The sequence below is a fragment of the Streptosporangium sp. DT93 genome (assembly GCF_049844535.1).
In the GTDB taxonomy this organism is placed as follows: Bacteria; Actinomycetota; Actinomycetes; order Streptosporangiales; family Streptosporangiaceae; genus Streptosporangium.
Window position 1 is genome coordinate 305366 of the sequence record NZ_JBNCLF010000006.1, and the last position, 22930, is coordinate 328295.

Sequence of the window (22930 nt, forward strand, 5' to 3'; positions counted from 1 at the left end):
AGTCCCGGCGTGCATCGGTGAAATCACCCGTGCTGCCCATACCGTTAAATCCCTCGTAGGGCGGTATATCAGGACATGAGGCGCACTAATTCCACCCGCGAGCGGATGTCAAGCCTGGCGAAGATGTTCCTCAGGTGGTGCTCGACTGTCCTTGGGCTCAGGTACAGCAGGGCGGCCACCTCCCGGTTGGTGGCGCCGTCCGCGACGATCCGCGCGATCTGGTACTGCTGCGCGGTGAGCCTCTCCGCCCCGCCCGGGCGGCGCGTGCCCACCGACTCGCCCGCCCCGCGCAGCTCGGCCCGCGCCTGCTCGGCCCAGCGCCGCGCGCCGAACCGCTCGAACGTCTCCAGCGCGCTGTGCAGGTGCTCCCTGGCCGCGCCGGGACGCCGGTTCCTGCGCAGCACGCTGCCGAAGAGCAACTGGGTACGGGCCGTCTCGAACTCGGAGATCCCCTGGCGGTGCTGTTCGAGGGCGGCCAGGTAGCGCTCCTCGGCGTCCTCGGGGGCGGCCAGCAGCGCGTGACAGCGGATCGCCACCGCGCGCCGGTCGGGACTGCGGGTGCTGCCCACCCAGCGGTCCAGCACCCGCAGCGCCTGCCGGGCCTCCTCCCGGTCGCCGGTGCGCACCGCGGCCTCGACGAAATGGGGCGTCGAGAGGACCTGCACCACGAGATGACCGCCGGCCCCGTCCCCCCGGGCCGTCGTGGCCCGCAACCGCTTGGCCGCGTCGGCGTGCCGCCCCGCCGCGAGGTCGGCATGGGCCAGCGCCCAGTTGCCCAGCGCCCCCGCCACCCCCAGGCCGTGCGCGCCCGCCAGCTCGATGGCGCCCGCCGCCCTGATCGCGCACGTCTCCTCGTCCCCCTCGACGGCCGCGGTGAGGGCCAGCCACCCCAGGTGCTGGCCGGCGCTGTTGAGCCGGCCGCACTCCTGGGCGAGCCGCAGCCCCTCGACCGCGTTGGCGGTGATGGAGGCGTAGCGGCCCGTCCAGATCTCGGCCTGGACCAGGAACTCCAGCACCTGCGGGACCGTGGAGACCGCCCCGCGGGCGCGTGCCGTCTCCACCGCCCGGTTGCACAATCGCACCGCCTGCACGTCGTCGCCGAGCAGCATGCCGGCCACGCCCGCCCAGATCAGCACCGACGGGGTACGCGCCAGGGGCGCCAGCTCCAGCACCCGGCGGAGCGGCCCCGCCGCCTGCCGGTGGCGGCCGTCGAACGTCGCCGCCGTACCGGCCAGGTACTCGAACATCAGCTGGACGGCCGCCGGGTCGTCCGGGCGGCGCAGGGCCTCGGCCCGCCGCGCTATGTCCAGGTAGCGAAGGTTGTCGCCGGCCAGGTAGCTCGCCTCGCCCGCGCGGATGAGGACCCGGACGGCCTGCTCGCGATCCCTGCCCGCCAGCGACTCCGCCGCCGCCATGAGGTCGTCCCCGGCGTTGCCGGTCTTCCCGCTGCGCAGCTCCAGGCTGCCGCGGATCAGCTCGGCCTGCCCGCGTACCTCCTCGGAGACCGTCAGCGAGTTCAGGCGGGACAGCAGCGAGCGGGCGCGCCGGGGCAGCCCGGCGTGCCAGGCGCGATGGGCGGCGGCGGCCAGCCGCGCGGCCTTGAGGTCACCGTGCGCGGTCAGCTCGGCCGCCCGCTCGAAGGCCAGGAAGGGCGCCGGGTGGCCTGTCCGGGACGCGGTCGCGGAACCGCCCTGGGAGCCGGCCGCGGAGGCGGCCGCGGCCAGCTCGTCGGCCAGCGGCCCGGCGGGACCGTCCAGGGCGGACGCCCGGTGCCAGGCCCGCCGCAGACGCTGGTGATCCTGGCCGAGCACGCCCGCGAGCAGGCGGTGCGCGGCGCGGCGCCGGGCCAGGGAGGCGTCGCCGTAGACCACCTCCCGCATCGCGGGCTCGCGGAAGTCGTAGCGGTCGCCGCCGGGCGCGGCCACGCGGACGATCACACCGGCCCGCTCCGCGGGTTCGAGCGCGCTCAGCGCGCACTCCGGCTCGGTGGCCGCGGCCAGGGTGGCCGTCTCCAGGTCCGGGTCGGCCGCGAGTAGCAGGAGCATGTCCGCGGTACCGGCCGGCAGCCGCGCCAGCCGGTCGGCGTAGGCGCGCCAGAGCCCGCCGTTCCTGGGCAGCGTCTCGGGCGGGGCGGCGACGCCGGACACCTGGTCGGGGGTGAGCGAGCGGGCGAGCTCCCCGAGCGCGAGCGGGTTACCGCGGGCGACCTCCAGCAGGGACGCCCGCACGTCGTCGGGCAGGCCCGGCACCAGGTCGCCGACCAGCCGCCTGGCGGCGCCGGGGTCCAGGGCGCCGAGCTCGAACACCGGGAGGTCGCCGGGGAGGGCGATGCCGTCGGCACGGCCATCGGCACCGCCGCCGCCACCGATGCCGGTTTTCCCGGCGGCGGCGTCGACCCCGAACAGCAGCACGACCGGCTCGCCCTCCAGCCGCCGGGCCGCGAAGAAGAGCGCCTCGCGACTGGGCGCGTCGAGATGATGGACGTCGTCGACGCAGGCCAGCACCGGGCCGCCGACGGCCGTCAGGAGGTTGAGCACCGCCGCCGGGAGCACCAGCCCGTCCCCGGCCACGCCCAGCTCCAGCGCCCCCTCCAGCGCCGCCGCCTGCGGGGCGGGCAGCTCCGGCAACCGGCCGGTGATCGGGCGGAGCAGGCCGTGCAGCCCGGCGTACGGCAGGCGTGACTCGGCCTCGGTGCCGCGGACCCTGAGCACGACGAAGCCGTCCCCGCGTCCGTTTCCGTCCTCGCGCCCGTCCCCCCGTACGTCTCCGTCTCTGTGCACGCCTCTGTTCGCATGTCCGCGGCCGTTCGCGCCGCCGGCGCCGGTACCGCCCGGGCGGCCTTTCGCGTGCTCCGCCGCGATGTCGAGCAGCGCGCTCTTCCCCGTTCCCCGTGCCCCCCGCAGAATCACGGATCCCCCGGATCCGCCGCGGGCGGCATCGAGTAATCGCAGCAGGGCGTCCTGTTCGGCGTCACGGCCGTACAGCGTCCGCGGCGGGGGAAACCGGGAGGGTGAGGGCATGCCCCAGTGTTACGCCCGTATGTTGTGGCTGGAAAGAGTGCGTGACGGGGTTCTGTGGTGTTCTGTATAGGTCTGTGCCCGTGCACTCTGATCCACGCGGCTGTGGGTGATTTCACCGATACGTTTCGGGGCCGGTGCACATTCGGTGGAGCCGCCGGGAGCTTTCCCCGCCGAAAACTCGATTCGGGCCGCGTCCAAGGGAACGGGTGCCGGGTTTCGGTCACCGGACCTCGGCCGTCGAGTCTCGGCCATCGAGTCTCAACCAGGGGACCTCGGCCACCGAGCCTCAACAATCGAGCTTCGACCGTCGGCTCTCGACCACGGGGCCTCGGCCGCCGGGTCTCAGTCGGGGAACGAGATGTGGGCGGGCGGCACGTGGGCGACCAGCCAGACGCCGTTGGCGCTCACCTGGAACGCGTGGCCGGCCCGGTGCATCTCCCCCGAGCGGACGACCAGCACGATCGCGCGGCCCCGGCGCGCGCCCACCCGGGTCGCGGTCTCCCGGTCGGGGGACAGGTGAACGGCGTGCCGGGCCATCGGCAGCAGGCCCTCCCGCCGGATGACGGCCATGTTCGCGCCGACCGTCCCGTGGAACAGGAACTCGGGCGGCTCGACGACGGGAAGGTCGAGGTCGACGTCGACCGTGTGTCCCTGGTTGGCGCGGATGCGGCCGCCCTCGACGGTGAAGCGACGCTTGTCGTTATCCTCCACCGCCCGCGTGAGCTCGTCACGGGTGATCGCGAACCCGTGCCGCGCGGCGGCGGCGAGCAGGGTCTCGACGTCCACCCAGCCCTGCGGGTCGAGGGTCAGGCCGATGTGCTCGGGCTGGTGCCTGAGGTGCTGGGAAAGATACTTGGAGACTCGAACGAGCCTTCTGTCGTCCATGGCACACCAGGATGCCGACCGGACGTGCCGTTCTCCATCGATTTGTGCCGGCGCGCGTCCAGGAGGGCGCGCTCAGCCGTCTGCGGCCCAGTTGTGGGTGCGCTTGAGCACGGCCGCGACCTCGGCGAAACGCGCGCCGTCGAGGACGGAGCCCTCGCGCCGGATGTCGTCCTCGTCCAGTACGAAGACCCGGTCCAGGCGCAGGTAGGAGACGCGGTTCTCCCGGTCCCAGGTCCCGGGGCCGATCTCCAGCCAGTCGTCGGGACGCCCGCCACCGGCTCGGCTGGAGAGCATCAGCGCGAGCAGGTCGCGTCCGTGGCGGCCGACGACCAGCAACGGCCGGTCCTTGCCCCGCGCCGGGTCCTCCTCGTAGGGGACCCACGCCCAGACGATCTCGCCGGGATCGGCGAGCCCGTCGAGGTCGGGGGAGTAGTGCAGGGTCGCGCTCCGGTCCACGCGGTGGATCTCACGGACCGCGCCACGGGCCGGCCGGGGGTCATCGCCAAGATCACGCACGCGGACAGCCTACACGGGCGTGTTCCCGAGCCCCTTCCCGGACCCCTTCCTGAACCCGCTCCCGGACCCCTTCCTGAACCCGCTCCAGGATCCGCGCGGGCCCGCTCCCGGGGCGGCCCTACGATCCGCTCGCGAGCCCGCTCCCGGACGTGCCGCCGGACGTGCTCGCGGACGCGTCCCCCGGCGGGACCGTGGCCGCCCAGGCGTCGACCTCGGCCAGGAGCGCCGAGGCGAGGTTCCGGGGGGCGAACGAGGCCTCGATCGAGGCGCGGGCCAGCCCGGCCAGGACGTCGTCGCCGTACCCGAAGACCTCGCGCAGCCGCGCGTACTCGTCGGCCAGGGCCGTCTCGCCGTCGGTGTTGACCGTGACCCTCAACCCGGCCGCGCGCAGGCGGGGCAGCGGGTGGTCGGCCAGCGAGGGGACGAGGCCGAGCAGGACGTTGGAGGTGGGGCAGACCTCCAGCGGGACGCCGCTCTCCCGCATCCGCGCCACCAGCGCGTCGTCGTCGAGCACCCGGATGCCGTGCCCGATCCGCTCGGCGTGCCCGAGGTCCAGCGCCTCGCGGACGTTGTCCGCGCCGGCCGTCTCCCCGGCGTGGTGCACCAGGTGCAGGCCGGCGTCCCTGGCCGCGTCGAACACCTCGGTGAACGGCGCCAGCGGATGGCTCTCGTCGCCCGCCAGCCCCAGGCCGATCACCTCGTCGTACCGGGTGGCCAGCTCGTACGTCCGCCACAGTCGCTCCACCGGCCGGCGCCGGGAGTGGTCGAGCAGCACCCGGCTCCGGAGGCCGAACCTGGCCTCGCCCTCGGCCAGCCCGTCGAGCACCGCCTCCAGCGGCATCTCCAGCCGTCCGACCCGTTCCCCGTGCGAGGCGGCGGTGAAGGTGACCTCGGCGTAGCGGGTGCCCTGGGCGGCCTCGTCCTCACAGAACTCCACCGCGATCCGGTGGAAGTGCCCGGGCGTGCGCAGCAGCTCGCGCACCCTGCCCCGCTGGTCGGCGAACGCGCGGAAACCCGTGAACGGGCCTTCGGGTTCCGGCGGGCCGCCCAGCTCACGCACGGTCTCCGGGCGTACGGTGCTCTCCAGGTGGACGTGCAGGTGAGCTTTCGGAAGCAGACGAAGATCTCTCACGCCGGAGAATGCTAGGGCCTCCCGGCGGGACGGCCACCGCCCGGACGGGACGGCCGTGACCCGGGCCGGGCGGATGCCCGGTCCCGGACCCCGGTTCACGAGACGAGCCGGAAGACCCCGTCCCCGGCCCGCGAGGCCCCGTCGCCGAAGAGCCCGATCCGGCTCCGGTTCCACGAAGCCTCACGGGGCTCCCCGTCGCCGAAGAGCCCCGTGATGTCCCCGTTCCCGAAGATCCCCGTCTTTGAAGATCCCTGATGCGAAAACTCCCGATCGGGGAAGCCCCGATCGGAAGAGCCCTCGATCCGGAAGGCGGCTCAGCCGCCGCTCTTGCGGCGGAAGGAGCGCTTGGCCGCAGCCGGGCCGTGGGCACCGTGGATCTTCGAGGAGTTCTTCCCCTTGCCCCCGGCGCTCGCGTCCGCCTGGGCGAGCTTCTTGCGCTCCAGGGCCTCGCGGAACTTGCGCTTGAGCTCGTCGTCGGAGCTCTCGTCGGAGCTCTCGGGCTCCGGTGTGACGTCAGACATCTACAGACCTCCTGATCTGGCGGGCGGTCCAACCCCGACCAACAGGATCATCATTCTCTCACCCGGACACCACCGGCGCGGCACCCCCGCTTCGGCTCTGAGAGGAAGACGGGCCGTCCTCGTCAGTGCAGGCCCAGGGCCATCAGCAGCAGCAGGCCGGCCAGATGGCCCACGACCACGAAGACGATCACGAAGACGAAGACGAACTTCGCCGGGCCGTGCTCGAAGTGGCGCCCCTCCTTCAGGGCCGAACGTCCGGCCTGGCGCTCGGCGATCCGTTCCTCGATCGGCTTCCTGTGAAACATGGGGGATCCTTTGCTCGCCGATGCTTGGGGCGATAATAGTTTGTGCGTTAAATATCCTACTATGTTCGGATGGGAGGTGAGGGAGGGACGTGATCGACGCTCTCAGCCTGGAGCGACAGGTCTGTTTCGCCCTGGCGGTCGCCTCGCGCGACGTCATCGGTCTCTACCGGCCGCTGCTGGAGCCGATGAGGCTGACCCACCCGCAGTATCTGGTCATGCTCGCCCTCTGGGAGCGGGCACCGCTCTCCGTCAAGGAGCTGAGCAAGCTACTGCACCTCGACCCCGGTACGCTGTCCCCGCTGCTGAAGCGTCTCGAGGCCGTCGGATACGTCCGGAGGCGACGGGACGGCCAGGACCAGCGTGTCCTGGCCGTCACGCTCACCCCGGAGGGCCGCCGGCTGCGGGACGAGGCGGAGAGGATCCCGCCGGCGATCGTCGAACGCCTGGGAATGGACCTGGAGGAGCTGCAGGAGCTCCACCGGTCGCTGACCCGGGTGATCGCCGCGGCCGGCGGCGCGCATCACTGACTCGTGTGGAGAGGAAAGGCTCATGGCCGGTAGTCACGGGGGAAGCCCCAAGTCCTGGCTCGCGGTGATCGTCATCCTGCTGGGATTCACCATCGGGGGCGTGGCGCTCTGCCTAGGCCCCAACTGGACGTTCTTCTGGATCGGCGCAGGAGTCGTCGCGGTCGGCGGCGTGATCGCCCTGGTGGTCGACATCTTCTCGGACGTCATCATCGACGCCCCCCGGGTGCCGATCGACCAGAGCGGAAGCTGATCCGCCGGAGCGTAACGCCTCCTCCACGGTGGCGAAGACCCCGAAGGACGACCGCAGCCCGGTGATGGTGAGAATCCGCTCCAGGACTCCGTGCAGGCCGACCAGGGCCAGGCCGAAGCCCTGGGAGCGGCTCCGCCGGAGCACCTGGACGAGCTGGGCGACCCCGGTGGAGTCGCAGAAGGTGATCTCGCCGACGTCGACCACGACCACCGTGGGCGTGCCGGCCGCCCACGCCCTCTCCATCTCTCCACGGAAGGCGGGGGCGTGCCGGTAGTCGAGCTCCCCGAGCACCCGGACGACCAGCGCCGTCCCGAGCAGGCTCGATGAGATCGTGAAAAAGGTCATGCTCAACTCCTTCGCCCGCGGGGGACAGGGCGGGCTGTCTTTTTCCTACCAGTTCCGGGGGCGCAATACCCCGGAGAACCGCTCTCAAGTGATCCCGTAGAGCAACCCGGGTCGCCCGGGGGCACCGTACCGAGGAACCGGTGGGGGGCTCCGCAGCCGGTCGGATGCCTCGGCCGACGTCCCCCCCGCCCCGAGGGGCGGGGATCCTCCTGACGGGCGAGCGCGGCAGACCGGCCCTGAACGGCATCGCGCACGTCCAGCGGCTCGTCTTCCGCGTCCTCGCCACGATCATGTGGGCCGCCCCGGCCGGGGCCTTCGGCGCGATGGCCGCGGTCGTCGGCGCCACCGGCACGGACGCGCTCAGGAGCCTGGGCGTCGTCATGCTCGCCTTCTACCTGACCTGCCTGCTCTTCGTGTTCGTGCTGCTCGGCCCACCAGATGTAGGACACCAGGACGGCGCGGGGTTCGACGAGGCGACCCTGATGGACGACGACACCCCGCCGCCCGCGACCCGCTCGGACGATACGGCGCTCTCGCCCGCGTAGGACCTGGCAGGACGGGTACGCTGCCCGCGGCGGCACCTCGCCACCGTGGCCGCTGTGGCCGCCGTGGCCGCCGTGGCCGGCGTGCCACGCCGGCGGCCCGCGAGCGGCGCGGGTGGGGTACCGCCGAGACGGCGGGCACGCGGGATGTGCGGGGCGTACGGGATGTGCGGGGCGTACGGGATGTGCGGGCGTGCCGGAGTGTCATGGGCGCCCCGGCGGTCCCGGCGCCACGCGGCGCGGTACCGATCGGCATTCGTGAGGAACGGGAAGGTCGCGATGAATCTCTCTGGTGTGGGCGTGTGGAGTACCCAGCTGCGGTACGGGGACCGGGCCGAGTCCGCCGAGGCGGCGGCCGAGCTGGAGGAGCTGGGGTTCGGCGCGCTGTGGATCCCCGACGTCGGGGGAGCGCTGTTCGAGTCCGTCGAGCACCTGCTGGCGTCGACCCGCAGGGCGGTCGTCGCGACCGGCATCCTGAACCTGTGGATGCACACCCCGGCGGACGCCGCGGCGTCGTACGCGTCGCTGACGTCCGCCCACGGTGACCGGTTCCTGATGGGTATCGGGGTGAGCCACGCCCCGCTGGTCGACCAGGCCGAGGCCGGCCGGTACCGGCGGCCGATGGCGGCGATGGAGGCGTTCCTCGACGGCCTGGACGCAGCCGAGCAGCCCGTGCCCGCCGGCAGGCGGGTCCTCGCCGCGCTCGGCCCGAAGATGCTCCGGCTCGCGGGGGAGCGGACCCGCGGGGTCCACCCCTACCTCGTCACCCCTGAGCACACGCGGATCGCCCGCGAGGCGCTGGGCGAGGGCCCGCTCGTGCTCCCGGAGCAGACGGTGATCCTGTGCTCCGGCGCCGACGAGGCGCGCGCGATCGGGACCGGCTGGCTGCGGGGCTATCTCGGCCTCCCGAACTACGCCAACAGCCTGCTGCGGCTGGGGTTCTCGCCCGAGGACCTGACGTCGGTCAGCGACCGCCTGTTCGACGCCCTGATCGCGTGGGGGGACGAGGAGGCGATCAGGCGCCGGGTGGAGGAGCACCGTGCCGCCGGCGCCGACCACGTCACCGTCCAGGTGCTCACGGAGAACCAGGAGGACTTCCCCCGCGAGCAGTGGCGCCGCCTCGGCGCCGCCCTGGTGTGAACACACCGGGCACCCCGGGCGTCCCGGGCGGGTGGTGAACCTTCCCGGACCGGCCCGGCGGCCGTTCCCGCTCCTGAAGAAGGGCCCTTCCATGACTCCTCGGCGTGTCCTGATCTCCGGGGCGAGCATCGCCGGCCTCAGCGCCGCCTACTGGCTCGACCGCGCCGGGTGGCGCGTCGAGATCGTCGAGCGCGCCCCGGCCTTCCGCGACGGCGGGCAGAACGTCGACGTCCGCGGCGTCGCACGCGAGGTCGTCGAACGGATGGGCCTGACCGGCACCGTGCGCGCGCTCACCACGACCGAGGAGGGCACCCGCTTCGTCGACGAGGCCGGCCGCGCGGCCGGCGAGTTCCCGGCCGAGCCGGGGCGGGACGGTCCGACCGCCGAGTTCGAGATCCTGCGCGGCGACCTCGCCGGCGCCGTCCGCGACCGGCTCGGGCCCGGCGTGGGCATCCGCTACGACGACTCGATCGGGCACATCGAGCAGGACGCCGCCGTCGCCCGCGTCGACTTCGCCTCCGGGCGGCACGAGGCGTACGACCTCGTCGTCGTCGCCGAGGGCGTGCGCTCCTCGACGCGCGAGCGGGTGTTCGGGAAGGACGTCGAGCACGTCCCCCTCGGCCTGGTGATGGTCTACGGCACCATCGAGCGCGAGCCCGCCGACGACCGCTGGTGGAACTGGTACACCGCCCCGGGCAGGCGCCAGGTCATGCTGCGACCCGACAACATGGGCACGACGCGGGCGATGCTCGCCTATCTCACGGAGACGGACGAGATCGTCGACGCCGATCGCGGCGAGCGGCTGGCCGTCCTGAACCGCGTCTTCGACGGCGCGGGGTGGCAGACCGAGCGCGTGCTGCGGGGCTTCGCCACGTCGGACGACGTCTACGTGGACTACCTGACGCAGATCAAGATGCCGCGATGGTCCGAGGCCGTGTCTGCGTACTCGGCGACGCCGCCTGGTGCGTGACGCCGCTGGGCGGCGGCGGCTCGTCGCTCGCCCTCGCCGGGGGTTACGTGCTCGCCGCGTACCTCAGCACCGGCGGTGACGACGTCGAAGGGGCGCTCCGGGACCACGAGGCGTGGATGCGGCCGCTCGTCGAGAAGACGCAGAAGCTGCCGCCGGGGGTGCCGCGCATCGCCTATCCCGAGTCGATGTTCGGGGTACGCGTGCAACGGGCCGGAACGGCCGTCGCCGGCAGTCCCCTCGTGCGGAGGTTCGCGGCGCGGGTCATGGGCGGCGTCGCGACCACCGAGCGGGCACTGCCACGCTTCGCCGAGCCGCACGGCACCACCGGTCCCGGACCGGTCACACCGCCGACCCCGGCCTGATCGCACCGTCTGCCCCGGACCGGTCGCACCACCGGCCTCGGGTCGATCGCACCGCCGGCCGGGGCGCGGCCGGGGCGGTGAGGTGTGCGCCCGGTGTGGCGGGGCATGACTCGGTCTCTCCCACCCGATCGCATCGATCTCACACGGGAGCCGCGACATGTCCGAAGGGGACGAGTCGAGCGTGTTGTTCATCGGCAACGCCACCACGCTCATCCGCTACAACGGATTCGCCATCCTCACCGACCCCAACTTCCTGCATCGCGGCCAGCGCGCCTACCTGGGGTACGGGCTGTCCACCAGGCGGCTGACCGAACCCGCGCTGAGCGTGGACCGCCTCCCGCCGCTGGACGCCGTCCTGCTCTCGCACATGCACGGCGATCACTGGGACCGGGTGGCCAGGAAGGGGCTGGACAAGGGCCTGCCGGTCGTCACCACGCCCCATGCCGCGCGGAAACTGAGGCGGCAGGGCTTCGGCGAGGCGATCGGCCTGACCACCTGGGACGAGCACGAGCTTCGGGGACCGGGCGGCTCGGTGAGGATCACCTCCCTGCCCGCCCGGCACGGCCCCGGCGTGATGAACGCCCTCATGCCGCCGGTCATGGGGAGCATGCTGGAGTTCACCGGCCCCGCCGGGCTCGTGCGCCTGCGCCTGCACGTCAGCGGCGACACGCTGATGGACAGGAGGCTGGACGCGATCCCCGGGCGCTTCCCCGACATCGACGTCGGCATCGTCCACCTGGGCGGCACGAGGCTGCTGGGAGTGGTGATGGTGACGATGGACGGCCGTCAGGGCGCCCAGTGGGTGAGCACGATCAACCCGCGCCGCGTCCTGCCCGTGCACCACGACGACTACGGCGTCTTCGGCTCCCCGCTGTCGGACTTCCGCGAGCAGGTCGAACGGGACGGCCACGGCGCCCGGGTCGTCTACCTGGACAGGGGCGACAGCCACCCGCTCCCCGCCTGACCACCGCCCGACTGATCACCACCCGCCTGACCCACAGCCCGCCTGACCCACAGCCCGGCCCGGCCGCCGCTCGGTCGCGGGTCGCGACGCCGCCCCGCGCGACCGCCGTCCCGTCCGACCGCCGTCCCGTCCGGCCGCCGTCCCACCCGCCCCCGGCGGGTGACCTGCACGTTGACGCCCTCGCGGGCACCCCCTACCGTGAACGGCCCCGAACGACCGATCGAAAAGGAGCGGCGGATGACCGTCGTCGACGCCCACCAGCACTTCTGGAACCTGGAGACGGGTTCCTACCCCTGGCTGACGCCGGAGGCCGGGCCCATCCACCGCACCTTCACGCCCGAGGAGCTTCTCCCGCAGCTCGCCGCCGCCGGGGTGGAGCGGACCGTGCTGGTCCAGGCCGCCGACACCTACGCCGACACCGACGCGATGCTGGCGCAGGCGGACGCGTTCGACGTCATCGCGGGCGTGGTCGGCTGGGTGCCGCTGCACCGCCCGGACGAGGCCGCCGAGGCGCTGGAACGCTACCGCGGGCACCCCGCGTTCGCCGGCGTCCGGCACCTGATCCACGACGACCCCGACCCCGACTGGGTGATCCGCGAACCGGTGGTCGAGAGCCTGGGCCTCCTCGCCGCGGCGGGGCTGCCGTTCGACGTGGTCGCGGTGCTGCCCAGGCACCTGGAGCACGTGCCGGTCCTCGCCGAGCGCGTCCCCGGGCTGCGGCTGGTCATCGACCACCTGGCCAAGCCGCCGATCAGGGAGAAGGGGTGGGAGCCGTGGGCGTCGCTGATCGCCCGCGCCGCCGAGCACCCGAACGTGTACGCCAAGGTGTCGGGCCTCAACACCGCGGCCGACGCCGGGACCTGGACGGCCGAGGACCTGCGCCCCTACGTGGACCACGCCCTGGAGGCGTTCGGGCCCGACCGGCTGATGTTCGGCAGCGACTGGCCGGTGGCCCTCCTCGCCGGGGACTACGCCCAGGTGTGGCGCGAGACCGGCGTGCTGCTCGCGGGCCTCACCGAGGCCGACCGTGCCGCCGTCCTCGGCGGCACGGCCACGCGGTTCTACGGGCTCGCGGACTGACGACCCCCGGCGGCCGTTCCTCCCGGCGGGCCGGGGTGCCCGGTGACGATCAGGACCGTTCGTCCACGGAGATCGCGCTGGTCGGGCAGACGGCGGCCGCCTCGCGGACGGCGGCGTGCAGCGACTCGGCCGGGGCGGGGTCGAGCAGGACGACGATGCCGTCGTCCTCGCCCTGGTCGAACACGCCGGGGGCGAGCAGTACGCACTGCCCGGCGCCGCAGCACAGGCCGGTGTCGACGGTGATGTTCACAGGTGATCTCCTCAGTCGTGCAGCGAGCCGCCGCCGTCGATGGACCAGGTCTGGCCGTTGACCCATTCTGCGTCGTCGGACAGCAGGAACGCGGCAGCGGCGGCCAGGTCGGACGGCCTGCCCAGGCGGGTGCTGCGCGAGCCGGCCAGACCGGCGGCCCTGAACTCCTCGCTCATCTGCGCCAGGCCGGTCTCCGACAGCACCATCCCGGGAGAGACGCCGTTGCAGCGGATGCCCTCCTTGCCCCAGCGCGAGGCGACATGCCGGGTGAGGGCGTTGATCCCCGCCTTGGAGGCGGCGTAGGCCGGGCGTACCGGCTCGCCGACGGAGGCGGCACCGGAGGAGGTGTTGACGATCGCGCCGCCTCCGGCGGCCAGCAGCAGCGGGATCGCGACGCGGCAGCTGTGGGCGTACCCGATGAGGTTGACCTCGAAGGTGCGCCGCCAGACGGCCGCGTCCATCTCCGACAGGTCGCCGTCGCGGCCGATCGTGTCCGGGGACAGGTCGGCGCCCACGTTGAACACGCCGTCCACGCCACCGAACTCGTTGACGGCCCGCCCGAACAGCGCCGCGACCGACGTCTCGTCGGCCAGGTCGAACCCGGCGGCGACCGCCGTGCCACCGGCGTCGGCGATGCGCCCCGCGGTGGCCTCGGCGCCGGCGACGTTGACGTCGCCGACCAGGACGCGCGCGCCCTCCTCGGCCAGCCGTTCGGCCGTGGCGGCGCCGATGCCGGTGGCGCCACCGGCCACGACGATCCTCTTGCCCCTCAGTCCGCGCATGGGGGTCCGTTCTCCTCGATGGGGTGGATGGGAGTGACGGGCGCCTGCCAGAGGCCGGTCAGGGCGTCGACGAGTCCGGCGGCGACGGCCTCCCAGCTCGGGTGGGCCGCCGGCCCGTCCTCGTGCCGGGCACGCTCGTGCTCGGCCAGGGTGTGCGCGAGGAGCAGGTAGGTCATGTCGCCGCGCGCGCGGTGCGTCTCCCCGGGCATGCCGGGCAGCAGGCGCAGCATGCCCTCCAGGGTGCGCCGCATCGACGGTGTCGCCACGGACTCCTCGGTGACGATCCGCCGCAGGGCGGGCACGGTGATCATCTGGACCAGGCAGCGGGCCCGCCGGCTCGGCACGCCCGGCGCGTCGAGGTGGTCGGTGGCGGGGCGTACCAGGCAGGAGATCCACGCGCGCAGGTCGGCGGAGCCGCCGATCGCCTCCAGCATGCGCAGCCGCCGGCTCTCGGTCTCGCGGGTGTAGCGGCGGACGATCGCCCGTACCAGGTCGGCCCTGGTGCCGAAGTGGTAGCCGACGGCGAAGTTGTTCGCCTGACCGGCGGCCTGGACGATCTGCCGGTTGGAGACCTCGCCGACCCCGTGCTCGGCGAACAGCCGCTCGGCGGCGTCCAGGATGGCCTCGCGGGTCTCCTGCGCCCGCTCGGTCCTGCCCGTCTCCGTCCTGCCCGTCTCCGTCCTGCCCGTCTCGGTCCTGCCCGGAACCGCTCCTGCGGGCGTGGTCACCATCGGACCGGGACCTTCTCCAGCCCGCCGACCACGAGACCCTCGCGCCGCCTGAGCTCCGTGGCCGGGACGACCAGCTCCAGCGTGGGCAGCCGCTCCAGCAGTACGTCGAGCACGGTCTGCATCTCGGTGCGGGCCAGCGCCTGCCCGAGGCAGGAGTGCGGGCCGGCGCCGAAGGCCACGTGCGGGTTGGGGGAGCGGTCCAGCCGCATCTCGTCGGCGCCCTCGAACTGCCGCTCGTCACGGTTGGCCGAGGCCATGCTGCACACGACCGTGGTGCCCGCCGGGAGGGTCCGCCCGGCCACCTCGATCTCCTCGCTGAGGTAGCGCGGCATGCCGAAGCCGGGGTTGGCGTCGAAGCGCAGCGCCTCCTCCACCGCCGGGCGGACCAGCGCGCGGTCGGCCAGCAGCGCCTCCCAGCGCGAACGGTCGGCCAGCAGCATCGACACCATCTTGCCGATCATGTTGGCGGTGGTCTCGTGCCCGGCCACCAGCAGGCCCTTGGCCGTCGTCGTCAGCAGTTGCTCGGTCAGCCGCCCGTCCAGCCCCTCCACCATCGAGGCCAGCTCGCTCAGCAGGTCGTCGCCCGGCTCGGCCCGCTTGGCCTCGACGTGGGCCATCAGGTAGGCGTCGAACTCCTTCTGGGCGGTGTCGATCTCGTCCTGGCCGAACCTGGTCATGCTGAGCATGGTGTCCGACCAGTACGCGAACCTGTCCCGGTCGGAGTCGGGCACCCCGAGCAGGTCGCAGATCGCCCACACCGGCAGCGGGAAGCCGACCGCGCTCACCAGGTCGGCGGGCTCGCCCTGGGAGATCATCAGCTCGACCAGGTGCTCGGCCATCGCCTGGATCCTGGGCCGCATCGCGGTGACCCGCCGGGCCGTGAAGGCCCGGCCCACCAGCTGCCGCCACGCCCGGTGCGTCTCGCCCGTCATGGCGTTGCCGCCGCCGTCACCGCTGTCACCGTCGCCACGACCGCCGAACACGCCGCCGGACTCGTTGGCCGTCACCCGCGCCGCGTCCTCGGCGTCGAGCTGACGGCTGAAACGCGGGTCCGACAGGATCTCCTTGACGTCCTGGTAGCGCGTCAGCAGCAGCGCGGTGTCACCGCTGGCCAGGCGGATCGGCGCGACCGGGCAGCCCTCGCGCAGCTCGGCCCACTCCGGAGGCGGCTCCAGCGCGCTGGGGTTGCGAAAGGGATACTCGGGCGCCTCGATGCTGGTCTCGCTCACGGTCACTCTTCCTTAGGGATCGCCGACAAGGCATTTAAGTCGCATCACTTAATGGCGTCAAGCGACGCGCCCGGCGCGTCCGGGATCGCTCGTGCGGGCCGGTGCCGAAGGGTGCCCGTTCCACGGCTCGGGACTCGCGTACGGGATCTGCGTGTGCCGATGTGCGGGGGGACTCACCCGGGGCGAGGGCGGAGGCGGCGGGCGAGGAGGTCGCGCATGGCGCCCGTGTGGCCGGCCGGCCGGTCGAGGGACGACAGCAGCTCGCCCGGCGCCGGGGTCGGCGGAACTTGACGTCACACCTCCCACGCGGGCGTGCCACGTCGTGCACCGGGTGCGCGCCGGGCGTGGCACGCCGTGCGCCCACCCCGGGTCCGGCCGCCGCGACGACACGCGCTAGCGTGCAGGGGTGGACAGGATCTTCACCGTCGATGAGGCGCGGGCCATCATGCCCGTGCTGCTGGAGCGGGCCGACGCGTTCGTGACGATGCGGGGCGAGATGGCCGAGCTCGCCCACGAGCTCCGCAGCACCGGTACCTCCGAGGCCGGTGGGCTGGCGGAGGCGAAGGCGTACGAGGCCAGGCTGGAGGAGATCCTCGGCTGGTTCGAGGAGCGGGGCATCGAGGTCAAGGGCATCGCGCCGCTGCTGGTCGACTTCCCCGCGGTGCTGGACGGGGCGCGGGTGCGGCTGTGCTGGCTCGAAGGAGACCGTGACCTGGCCTGGTACCACCACGACGAGCTGGGCTTCGCGGGGCGCAGGCCCCTTCCCTGACCGCCCCGCTCTCCTGACCGCTCCGCTCTCCCGGCCGCTCCGCGTTCCCGGACGCAGCGCCTTCCTGGCCGCTCCGCCCTCCAGACCGCTCCGCCGTCCCGCCTCCCCTGCCGTCCGGCCTTCCCGGCCGTCCCGCCTTCCCGGGCGCCGTGGCCGCGGGTCTCCTCCGCGCGGGACCTACTCGACGATCAGCTCGACCGGGATGTTGCCACGGGTGGCGTTCGAGTACGGGCAGACCTGGTGGGTCGCCTCCACGAGGGCGGTGCCGGTCTCGCCGTGCAGCTCGTCGGGGAGCTCGACCCTGAGCGTCACGACGAGCCCGAAGCCCTCGCCCTGCGGCACGAGGCTCACCTCGGCGGTCACCGAGGCATCGGAGACGTCGACCTTCTGCCTGCGGCCGACGAGCTGGAGCGCGCTGGCGAAGCAGGCGGCGTAACCGGCCGCGAACAGCTGCTCGGGATTGGTGCCCTCGCCCGAGCCGCCCATCTCCTTGGGCGGGGTGAGGGCCACGTCGAGGCGCTTGTCGGACGAGACCGCCCGCCCTTCCCGGCCGTTGGCGGTGGCGATGGCGGTGTAGAGCGTACTCATCGTGATCCCCTTCTCTGTTGCGGACAATCTGATTGTGCACAACTTAGTTGTATACAGTCAAATCCGGTACAATCGTCATCGTGAAACTCTCCGTCGAGAACCTGGTCTGCTTCGACGTCCACGCCGCCTCGCGGGCGCTGGACGCCGTCTACCGCGGGGTGCTGCGTGAGCTGGGCCTGACCTACCCGCAGTACCTGGTGATGCTGACCCTGTGGGAGCGCGGGCCGGTGACGGTCAAGGAGCTCGGTCTCGCGCTCAGGCTCGACTCGGGGACCCTGTCGCCGCTGCTGAAGAGGCTGGAGGCGGCCGGTCTGGTACGCCGCGAGCGCAGCGCCGCCGACGAGCGTTCCGTGCTGGTGGGCCTCACGGGCGAGGGCGAGGCCATGGAGGAGCGGGCCTGTGACGTCCCCGCCCGCATCTTCAGGGCCGCCGGGCTGGAACCCGCAGAGGTCCTCGAACTGCAGCGCACCCTGCGCCGTGTGGTCGCCTCCCTGGACGCGTCCTCACCCTGAGGCCCGGCCCCGTTCCCGGCCGCGTCGTGCGGGCGGCCGGGAACGGGGCCGAGGTGAAACAAGGGGAGCGGGCCGGGTCAGGCCCGTTTGGCGATGGCGGTGATGAAGGGCTGCACCAGCCGGGCGGCCAGCGGGCCGAAGGCCGCCAGGATGAGCACGTACGCGGCGGCCAGGGGGCCGAGGTCGGGGTGGACCCCGGCGGCCACCGCCAGACCGGCGATCACGATGTTGAACTCGCCCCGGGGGATGAGCGCGATACCGGCCCGCGCCTGCCCCGCCTTGGCGATTCCCGCCCGCCGGGCCGCGTAGGCGCCGGTGAGCAGCTTGGTGATCATGCTGATCAGTGCGAGCAGCGCGGCCAGCCCGGCGACGGGGAGGATCTTCGTCGGGTCGGTCTGCAGGCCGAAGAAGACGAAGAACACCGCGGCGAACAGGTCGCGGATCGGGGTGAGCAGCGCCTGGGCGTCCTCGGCCAGCTCGCCCGACAGGGCGATGCCCACCAGGAAGGCGCCGACCGCGGCCGAGACCTGGAGCTGCTGGGCCACCCCGGCGACCAGCAGCGCCAGCCCGATGACCTTCAGCAGCAGCACCTCGGAGTTGGGGCTGGAGACGAACGCCTCGATGACCCTGCCGTAGCGGAGCGCCACCAGCAGGACGACGCTGACCGCGGCCAGCGCGATCGCCACGGTGATCGCGCCGCCGGCGAGGCTCAGCCCGGCCAGCACCGCGGTCAGGACCGGCAGGTAGATCGCCATCGTGAGGTCCTCGAAGACCAGCAGCGACAGCACCACCGGTGTCTCGCGGTTACCGATCCAGCCCAGGTCGGACAGGACCTTGGCGGTGATGCCGGAGGAGGTCGCGTAGGTGACGCCGGCCATGGCGATGGCCGCCACCGGCCCCCAGCCCAGCAGCAGCGCGGCGATCGCGCCCGGCGCCGCGTTGAGGACCAGGTCGACGACGCCCGCGCGGGCGTTGCTCTTCAGGCTCGTCACGAGCTCGTCGGCGTTGTACTCCAGGCCGAGTGTGAGAAGCAGCAGGATGACGCCGAGCTCGGCGCCGACCGAGATGAACTCCTCGCTGGTGGCCAGGGGGAGGATGCCGCCGGTGCCGAAGGCCAGACCGGCGATGAGGTAGAGGGGGATGGGGGAGATGCCGGCCTTCAGGGCCAGGGCACCGAGAATGCCCAGGCCGAGGAGGACGGCGCCGAGCTCAAGAAAGAGAATCGCCGTGTGCACCCGGTGACCTACCCGCCGGAGAAGATGTCGGAGACGGCGGAGGTGCTCTCCGGGCTGCCCACCACGACCACCACGTCGGCATCGGCCAGCTCGAAGTCGGGGGCCGGGCTGGCGAACACCTGCCCCTCGCGCACCACGGCCACGATGGAGGCCCCGGTGCGGGTGCGCACGCGCGCGTCACCCATCGGGCGACCGGCGTACGGCGAGCCCGGCGCGATCGGAAGCTGCAGGCTGACCAGCCCCTCGACCTCGCGGTGCAGGTCGTTGAGGCGCTGCACGATGCGCGGCGCGCCGAGCAGCTCGGCGAGCGCGTCGGCCTCCTCGTCGTTCAGCTTGACGGTCTCGCACGCCCGGTCGGGATCGTCGCGGTCGTAGATCACCAGGTCGCGGCGGCCGTTGCGGTGCGAGACGAGTCCTATACGTCTGCCCGACCGGGTGGTGAACTCGTGCCGTAGTCCTATTCCGGGCAGTGCCGTCTGCTCGACCTCCACCGTGCCCGCCCTTCGCGCGCGTGTGTCCTCCGCCTGCCGGAGAACGACCTGCCAGAGAACCTAGCAACACCGGCCGTAAGGTGCGTTCCCGCCCGGCACCGCCGACCTCCTGGGCCTTCCGGCCCCTCCGGTCCCGGTGCCCCGGCGGGCGAGTGGCTAGGGTGGTCGTACGTGATCTCGAAACGAGGGGCCCGCGCGCATGGCTGACGACCGCCCGTACGACATCGTGCTGTTCGGCGCCACCGGCTTCACCGGGGGGCTCACCGCGCAGTACCTCGCGCGCGCCGCGGGCCCGGGTGTGCGCTGGGCCCTGGCCGGGCGCAACCGGGCCAGGCTCGAGGAGGTCAGGGAGCGGATCGGCCTGCCCGAGCTGCCGCTGCTGCACGCCGACGCGACCGATCCCGCCTCCCTCGCGGAGATCGCCCGGCAGGCCAGGGTCGTCGCGACCACCGTGGGCCCCTACCTCACCCACGGCGAGCCGCTCGTGGCCGCCTGCGCCGAGGCGGGCACCCACTACGCCGACATCACCGGCGAGCCCGAGTTCGTCGACCGGATGTTCATCCGGCACCACGACCAGGCCAGGCGGACCGGCGCCAAACTCGTGCACGCCTGCGGGTTCGACTCGATCCCGCACGATCTCGGCGCCTACTTCACGGTCGGGCAGCTGCCCGAGGGGGTGCCGCTGGAGGTCAGCGGGTTCGTCCGGGCCTCGGGCGCCGCCTCGAGCGGCACCGTGCACTCCGCCGTCCTGGTGGCGACCCGGCTCCGTGAGGCCGCCGAGGCCGCGCGGATCCGCGACGAGCTCGAACGCCGGAAGGAACCCCGGTTCGGGGCCAACCTCGAGCCGGGCCCCGCGACGGGCTTCGTGTCCGGCCCCGTGGCGGACTCCGCGCCCGGCCCCAGGGCGGATCTCGCCTCGGGCCCCGCGAGGCCGCCCGCCACCAGGAGGGTGCACGGCGGCCCCGGCTCCGTCCGGTACGTCGGAGGCTGGGCACTGCCGCTGCCCACGCTCGATCCGCAGATCGTCGCCCGTTCGGCCCGCGCGCTGGAGCGGTACGGCCCCGACTTCACCTACCGCCACCACTTCGCGATCAAGAGCCTGCCCGCCGCGCTCGGCATCGCCGCGGGAGCGGGCACGCTGGCCCTGCTCGCCCAGATCCCCGCGGCCCGGTCCCTGCTGCTGAGCCGCTTCCCGCAGGGCGGGGGGCCCACCCCGGAGCGCCGGGCCGGCAACTGGTTCAAGGTGACCTTCCTCGGCCTGGGCGGCGGGGAGCGGGTCGTCACCGAGGTCGCGGGCGGTGACCCCGGCTACACCGAGACCGCCACGATGCTCGGAGAGGCGGCGCTCTGCCTGGCGACCGACGACCTCCCGGACGTCTCGGGCCAGGTGACCACCGCCGTGGCGATGGGCGACGCGCTGATCGACCGGCTTCGGCGCGCCGGCATCACGTTCAGGGTGCTGAGCGACTCGCGCCGATAGGTCTTCGTGCTGAGCGGCTCGCGCCGGCAGGGCTTCGCGCTGAGCCACTCGCGCCGGCAGGGCTTCGCGCTGAGCCACTCGCGCCGGCAGGGCTTCGTGCTGGGCGGCTCGCGCCGGCAGGTCCGCTTCCTGCCCGGAAGGACCCCGGCCGCCCGTGGACGTCCTGGCCGCTCCGGGAGGAAGACTTGGAACGGGGATGAGCATGAGGGGCGTCCGGCCGAGGTATGAGACCAGGTAGCCGTGCCCATGAGCGGGCACGGACCGCGCCACGTCCGGCCGCGGACGTCGGGGCCCGTGATCGGGACACGACGGACGGGGCCGGGGGGCGGTAACACCAACCGGGACATGCCGGACCGCCGGACGGTATGCCGGGCGGACCACCGGGTGGCAGAGCCCGGGGCCGACCGGCCGGTCGGGACCGGTCCCAGCCTCAGGAGGCTCACCATGCAGATGCCCGAAGTCAACGAGTGTCAGGTCGACGCCTGCGCGTACAACACCGAGCATTCCTGCCACGCGCTGGCCATCACGGTCGGCAACAGCACCCACGCCGAGTGCGAGACCTTCTTCAAGGTCTCGACGAAGGGCGGTGACCCGGCCTCCACCGGCCACGTCGGCGCCTGCAAGATGTCCAACTGCCAGCACAACGTCCAGTTCTCGTGCCAGGCTTCCGGCATCACCGTGGGATACGCCCAGAAGGACATCGACTGCCTGACCTACGCGCCCGCCTGACGGAGCCGCGGGCCGGGTACGGCGCGGTGCGCTCACGGGGCGAGGGGCCCCGGGGCGGCGCCCTGCCGAGCCGGGTGCGCGACGGTGCCTCCGGAGGCGAAGGGCCTCAGGAGGCGCCCGGCCGGGCCCGCCGGTCGATGACCACGTCGGTGACGGCCACGGCCAGCGTCACCAGCATGAAGGCCACGGTGACCAGCAGCGAGTGCCGGAACGCCGTGGCGTAGTCACCTCCGGAGGAGGCGACCTCGGCGAAGAACACCGAGCCGATCGCCGCGATCCCGAGGGCCGACCCCATTCGCTGACCGGTCTGCAGCACCCCACCGGCGGCTCCCCCCATCGCGGGTGGCACCTCCGACAGCGTCAGCGTCTGGTTGGGGGAGATCACCAGCCCGCTGCCCAGGCCGGCGGCCAGCAGCGGCAGCGCGATCGCCCACGCCACGTGCTCGCCGGGGACCAGCCGTACCGCGAGCGCCGTGACGCACAGCGCGGCCGAGATCAGCAGCAGGCCCGCCACGACCAGCGGGCGGCCCAGCCGGGTGACGAGCCTGCCGCCCAGGGCGGCGGCCACGGCCGACCCGGCGGCGAACGGCGTGGTCGTCAGGCCCGCCTCCAGCGGCGAGTAGCCCAGCCCGTTCTGCAGGTACAGGGTGAGGACGAAGAAGATCGCGGTGAAGCCGGCGAAGTAGAGCGTCCCGAGCAGCGCGCCCAGCGCGTAGGAGCGCCTGCGGAACAGCGCCAGGTCGACGACCGGCGTCGAGTGCCGCCCGTAGCGGCGCTCCCAGGCCGCGAAGCCCGCGAGCACGACGAGCCCGGCCGCGGCCAGGGCCCACTTGCCTGCGCCGTGCCACTCCTGTCCCTCGACGAGCGGCAGGAGCACCAGCGTGATCCCGGTGGCCAGCAGCAGCACGCCCACCGGGTCGATGCTCTCCCGGACGCGCTCCGAGGCCTCGTGGGGACGGATGTAGCGGTACGCCAGCACCACCGCCAGGACGCCGATGGGCACGTTGACGTAGAAGACCAGGCGCCACCCGTCGGTACCGCCGCCGAGATGGATGAGCGCCCCGCCGAGCAGCGGGCCGATCGCGGTCGACACGCCGATGACGGTGCCCAGCATGCCGAACGCCCGGCCGCGCTCCGCCCCCCGGAAGAGCTGCTGGATCAGGCCGCTGACCTGCGGGTTGATCACCCCGCCCGCCACCCCCTGCACGAGCCTGGCGATCACCAGCCAGTTCGCGTCGCCGGCGATCCCCGCGACCGCGCTGGCCACGGTGAACAGGACGACGCCGAAGACGAACGCGTTGCGCCGGCCGTACATGTCGCCGAACCGCCCCGCGGGGATCAGCGCCAGCCCGAAGGTGAGCGCGTACCCCGACACCACCCACTGCAGGGCGCTCTGCGAGGCGTCCAGCCCGGTACGGACGGACGGCAGCGCCACGTTGACGATGCTGACGTCGAGCAGGGTCATGAACCCGGCCACCAGGCAGACGGTCAGGGCCTTCCAGCGGCGCGGGTCCGCTTCCTCCCGGTCGCGGGCGGCGGCCGTGCCGTCCGGTCCGCCGCTCATCCGGCCGCGCA

Annotated in this window: 26 protein-coding genes and 1 pseudogene; 12 read left to right on the plus strand and 15 right to left on the minus strand. The window is 73.2% G+C overall.

The genetic code is table 11. From position 1 onward, the window contains the following. Nucleotides 1-68 precede the first annotated feature (68 nt). The 6 genes from ACLQ2R_RS16075 to ACLQ2R_RS16100 form a co-directional block, all read right to left on the minus strand. Nucleotides 69-3020 carry an AAA family ATPase gene (locus ACLQ2R_RS16075; protein WP_425960290.1) on the minus strand — a complete coding sequence of 984 codons (2952 nt, stop codon included), beginning with the start codon at nt 3018-3020 and terminating at the stop codon, nt 69-71. Between the two features lie 342 nt (nt 3021-3362). Beyond that, a complete protein-coding gene (locus tag ACLQ2R_RS16080; protein WP_425960291.1) occupies nt 3363-3905 on the minus strand; it encodes an RNA 2'-phosphotransferase in 543 nt (180 codons plus the stop codon). A 72-nt stretch (nt 3906-3977) separates the two neighbouring features. Next, nucleotides 3978-4421 carry a type II toxin-antitoxin system PemK/MazF family toxin gene (locus tag ACLQ2R_RS16085; RefSeq protein ID WP_425960292.1) on the minus strand — a complete coding sequence of 148 codons (444 nt, stop codon included), beginning with the start codon at nt 4419-4421 and terminating at the stop codon, nt 3978-3980. A 118-nt stretch (nt 4422-4539) separates the two neighbouring features. After that, a complete protein-coding gene (add, locus tag ACLQ2R_RS16090) occupies nt 4540-5553 on the minus strand; it encodes an adenosine deaminase (protein WP_425960293.1) in 1014 nt (337 codons plus the stop codon). 314 nt (nt 5554-5867) lie between these two features. Next, nucleotides 5868-6074, minus strand: coding sequence for a DUF5302 domain-containing protein (locus tag ACLQ2R_RS16095; protein ID WP_386233415.1), 207 nt, complete (start codon nt 6072-6074; stop codon nt 5868-5870). A gap of 122 nt (nt 6075-6196) precedes the next feature. Next, a complete protein-coding gene (locus tag ACLQ2R_RS16100; RefSeq protein ID WP_362806490.1) occupies nt 6197-6379 on the minus strand; it encodes a hypothetical protein in 183 nt (60 codons plus the stop codon). 89 nt (nt 6380-6468) lie between these two features. On the opposite strand from ACLQ2R_RS16100, the gene ACLQ2R_RS16105 reads away from it, so the two are divergent. Both ACLQ2R_RS16105 and ACLQ2R_RS16110 read left to right on the plus strand, forming a co-directional pair. After that, nucleotides 6469-6906 carry a MarR family winged helix-turn-helix transcriptional regulator gene (locus tag ACLQ2R_RS16105; RefSeq protein ID WP_386233412.1) on the plus strand — a complete coding sequence of 146 codons (438 nt, stop codon included), beginning with the start codon at nt 6469-6471 and terminating at the stop codon, nt 6904-6906. 22 nt (nt 6907-6928) lie between these two features. Then, a complete protein-coding gene (locus ACLQ2R_RS16110) occupies nt 6929-7156 on the plus strand; it encodes an HGxxPAAW family protein (protein ID WP_425960294.1) in 228 nt (75 codons plus the stop codon). A 27-nt stretch (nt 7157-7183) separates the two neighbouring features. Here ACLQ2R_RS16110 and ACLQ2R_RS16115 read toward each other — a convergent pair. Further along, a pseudogene (locus tag ACLQ2R_RS16115) lies at nt 7184-7501 on the minus strand (STAS domain-containing protein); the annotation flags it as partial. Nucleotides 7502-7665: 164 nt separating this feature from the next. Between ACLQ2R_RS16115 and ACLQ2R_RS16120 the strand changes: the two are divergent. From ACLQ2R_RS16120 to ACLQ2R_RS16145, 6 genes are all read left to right on the plus strand, one after another. Next, complete coding sequence (locus tag ACLQ2R_RS16120; protein ID WP_425960295.1) at nt 7666-8046, plus strand: cation:dicarboxylate symporter family transporter; 381 nt, start codon at nt 7666-7668, stop codon at nt 8044-8046. Nucleotides 8047-8322: 276 nt separating this feature from the next. Next, entirely contained in the window at nt 8323-9183 is an 861-nt protein-coding gene (locus ACLQ2R_RS16125) for an LLM class F420-dependent oxidoreductase (RefSeq protein ID WP_425960296.1), read from the plus strand. 91 nt (nt 9184-9274) lie between these two features. Continuing rightward, nucleotides 9275-10153 (plus strand): FAD-dependent monooxygenase, encoded by an 879-nt coding sequence (locus ACLQ2R_RS16130; protein ID WP_425960297.1) that lies wholly within the window; start codon nt 9275-9277, stop codon nt 10151-10153. Beyond that, on the plus strand, nt 10105-10515 hold the full coding sequence (locus tag ACLQ2R_RS16135) for a hypothetical protein (protein WP_425960298.1): 411 nt from the start codon (nt 10105-10107) through the stop codon (nt 10513-10515). The genes ACLQ2R_RS16130 and ACLQ2R_RS16135 overlap by 49 nt, the downstream gene beginning before the upstream one ends. A gap of 157 nt (nt 10516-10672) precedes the next feature. Continuing rightward, a complete protein-coding gene (locus tag ACLQ2R_RS16140; RefSeq protein WP_425960299.1) occupies nt 10673-11479 on the plus strand; it encodes an MBL fold metallo-hydrolase in 807 nt (268 codons plus the stop codon). A 237-nt stretch (nt 11480-11716) separates the two neighbouring features. Then, nucleotides 11717-12559 (plus strand): amidohydrolase family protein, encoded by an 843-nt coding sequence (locus ACLQ2R_RS16145; RefSeq protein ID WP_425960301.1) that lies wholly within the window; start codon nt 11717-11719, stop codon nt 12557-12559. Nucleotides 12560-12608: 49 nt separating this feature from the next. Here the strand turns inward: ACLQ2R_RS16145 and ACLQ2R_RS16150 are convergent, their stop codons facing one another. The 4 genes from ACLQ2R_RS16150 to ACLQ2R_RS16165 are packed head-to-tail and all read right to left on the minus strand — an operon-like array spanning nt 12609 to nt 15551. Beyond that, nucleotides 12609-12809, minus strand: coding sequence for a ferredoxin (locus ACLQ2R_RS16150; RefSeq protein WP_425960303.1), 201 nt, complete (start codon nt 12807-12809; stop codon nt 12609-12611). Nucleotides 12810-12820: 11 nt separating this feature from the next. Then, nucleotides 12821-13591, minus strand: a complete 771-nt coding sequence (locus tag ACLQ2R_RS16155) for an SDR family NAD(P)-dependent oxidoreductase (protein ID WP_425960305.1) — start codon at nt 13589-13591, stop codon at nt 12821-12823. Next, the gene (locus ACLQ2R_RS16160) at nt 13579-14322 is read right to left on the minus strand and encodes a TetR/AcrR family transcriptional regulator (RefSeq protein ID WP_425960307.1); all 744 of its coding nucleotides are present in this window, start codon (nt 14320-14322) and stop codon (nt 13579-13581) included. Before ACLQ2R_RS16160 ends, ACLQ2R_RS16155 begins: the two co-directional genes overlap by 13 nt. Then, the gene (locus ACLQ2R_RS16165; RefSeq protein ID WP_425960309.1) at nt 14316-15551 is read right to left on the minus strand and encodes a cytochrome P450; all 1236 of its coding nucleotides are present in this window, start codon (nt 15549-15551) and stop codon (nt 14316-14318) included. Before ACLQ2R_RS16165 ends, ACLQ2R_RS16160 begins: the two co-directional genes overlap by 7 nt. 406 nt (nt 15552-15957) lie before the next feature. Here ACLQ2R_RS16165 and ACLQ2R_RS16170 point away from each other — a divergent pair, with 406 nt between their 5' ends. Continuing rightward, nucleotides 15958-16320, plus strand: coding sequence for a DUF2203 domain-containing protein (locus tag ACLQ2R_RS16170; RefSeq protein ID WP_386233374.1), 363 nt, complete (start codon nt 15958-15960; stop codon nt 16318-16320). 177 nt (nt 16321-16497) lie between these two features. Here the strand turns inward: ACLQ2R_RS16170 and ACLQ2R_RS16175 are convergent, their stop codons facing one another. Continuing rightward, nucleotides 16498-16908 carry an organic hydroperoxide resistance protein gene (locus tag ACLQ2R_RS16175; RefSeq protein ID WP_425960311.1) on the minus strand — a complete coding sequence of 137 codons (411 nt, stop codon included), beginning with the start codon at nt 16906-16908 and terminating at the stop codon, nt 16498-16500. Nucleotides 16909-16988: 80 nt separating this feature from the next. Here ACLQ2R_RS16175 and ACLQ2R_RS16180 point away from each other — a divergent pair, with 80 nt between their 5' ends. Then, a complete protein-coding gene (locus ACLQ2R_RS16180) occupies nt 16989-17420 on the plus strand; it encodes a MarR family winged helix-turn-helix transcriptional regulator (protein WP_425960313.1) in 432 nt (143 codons plus the stop codon). 77 nt (nt 17421-17497) lie between these two features. Here ACLQ2R_RS16180 and ACLQ2R_RS16185 read toward each other — a convergent pair whose 3' ends face one another. Continuing rightward, nucleotides 17498-18655 carry a cation:proton antiporter gene (locus ACLQ2R_RS16185; protein ID WP_425960315.1) on the minus strand — a complete coding sequence of 386 codons (1158 nt, stop codon included), beginning with the start codon at nt 18653-18655 and terminating at the stop codon, nt 17498-17500. Nucleotides 18656-18663: 8 nt separating this feature from the next. Continuing rightward, nucleotides 18664-19146 carry a cation:proton antiporter regulatory subunit gene (locus tag ACLQ2R_RS16190; protein WP_425960317.1) on the minus strand — a complete coding sequence of 161 codons (483 nt, stop codon included), beginning with the start codon at nt 19144-19146 and terminating at the stop codon, nt 18664-18666. Between the two features lie 199 nt (nt 19147-19345). On the opposite strand from ACLQ2R_RS16190, the gene ACLQ2R_RS16195 reads away from it, so the two are divergent. Together ACLQ2R_RS16195 and ACLQ2R_RS16200 are read left to right on the plus strand one after the other, a co-directional pair. Beyond that, nucleotides 19346-20626 (plus strand): saccharopine dehydrogenase family protein, encoded by a 1281-nt coding sequence (locus ACLQ2R_RS16195; protein ID WP_425960318.1) that lies wholly within the window; start codon nt 19346-19348, stop codon nt 20624-20626. 444 nt (nt 20627-21070) lie between these two features. Next, the gene (locus ACLQ2R_RS16200; RefSeq protein WP_425960320.1) at nt 21071-21355 is read left to right on the plus strand and encodes a DUF1540 domain-containing protein; all 285 of its coding nucleotides are present in this window, start codon (nt 21071-21073) and stop codon (nt 21353-21355) included. Nucleotides 21356-21461: 106 nt separating this feature from the next. On the opposite strand, the gene ACLQ2R_RS16205 is transcribed toward ACLQ2R_RS16200, so the two are convergent. After that, nucleotides 21462-22919, minus strand: coding sequence for an MFS transporter (locus ACLQ2R_RS16205; protein ID WP_425960322.1), 1458 nt, complete (start codon nt 22917-22919; stop codon nt 21462-21464). Nucleotides 22920-22930 lie beyond the last annotated feature (11 nt).

Coding starts and splice junctions, on each gene's coding strand:
- ACLQ2R_RS16195 (WP_425960318.1), top strand. CDS start 19,346: ATGGCTGACGACCGCCCGTACGACATCGTGCTGTTCGGCGCCACCGGC.
- ACLQ2R_RS16160 (WP_425960307.1), bottom strand. CDS start 14,322: ATGGTGACCACGCCCGCAGGAGCGGTTCCGGGCAGGACCGAGACGGGC.
- ACLQ2R_RS16130 (WP_425960297.1), top strand. CDS start 9,275: ATGACTCCTCGGCGTGTCCTGATCTCCGGGGCGAGCATCGCCGGCCTC.
- ACLQ2R_RS16200 (WP_425960320.1), top strand. CDS start 21,071: ATGCAGATGCCCGAAGTCAACGAGTGTCAGGTCGACGCCTGCGCGTAC.
- ACLQ2R_RS16110 (WP_425960294.1), top strand. CDS start 6,929: ATGGCCGGTAGTCACGGGGGAAGCCCCAAGTCCTGGCTCGCGGTGATC.
- ACLQ2R_RS16120 (WP_425960295.1), top strand. CDS start 7,666: ATGCCTCGGCCGACGTCCCCCCCGCCCCGAGGGGCGGGGATCCTCCTG.
- ACLQ2R_RS16125 (WP_425960296.1), top strand. CDS start 8,323: ATGAATCTCTCTGGTGTGGGCGTGTGGAGTACCCAGCTGCGGTACGGG.
- ACLQ2R_RS16140 (WP_425960299.1), top strand. CDS start 10,673: ATGTCCGAAGGGGACGAGTCGAGCGTGTTGTTCATCGGCAACGCCACC.
- ACLQ2R_RS16175 (WP_425960311.1), bottom strand. CDS start 16,908: ATGAGTACGCTCTACACCGCCATCGCCACCGCCAACGGCCGGGAAGGG.
- ACLQ2R_RS16080 (WP_425960291.1), bottom strand. CDS start 3,905: ATGGACGACAGAAGGCTCGTTCGAGTCTCCAAGTATCTTTCCCAGCAC.
- ACLQ2R_RS16100 (WP_362806490.1), bottom strand. CDS start 6,379: ATGTTTCACAGGAAGCCGATCGAGGAACGGATCGCCGAGCGCCAGGCC.
- ACLQ2R_RS16135 (WP_425960298.1), top strand. CDS start 10,105: ATGGTCCGAGGCCGTGTCTGCGTACTCGGCGACGCCGCCTGGTGCGTG.
- ACLQ2R_RS16205 (WP_425960322.1), bottom strand. CDS start 22,919: ATGAGCGGCGGACCGGACGGCACGGCCGCCGCCCGCGACCGGGAGGAA.
- ACLQ2R_RS16075 (WP_425960290.1), bottom strand. CDS start 3,020: ATGCCCTCACCCTCCCGGTTTCCCCCGCCGCGGACGCTGTACGGCCGT.
- ACLQ2R_RS16145 (WP_425960301.1), top strand. CDS start 11,717: ATGACCGTCGTCGACGCCCACCAGCACTTCTGGAACCTGGAGACGGGT.
- ACLQ2R_RS16095 (WP_386233415.1), bottom strand. CDS start 6,074: ATGTCTGACGTCACACCGGAGCCCGAGAGCTCCGACGAGAGCTCCGAC.
- ACLQ2R_RS16155 (WP_425960305.1), bottom strand. CDS start 13,591: ATGCGCGGACTGAGGGGCAAGAGGATCGTCGTGGCCGGTGGCGCCACC.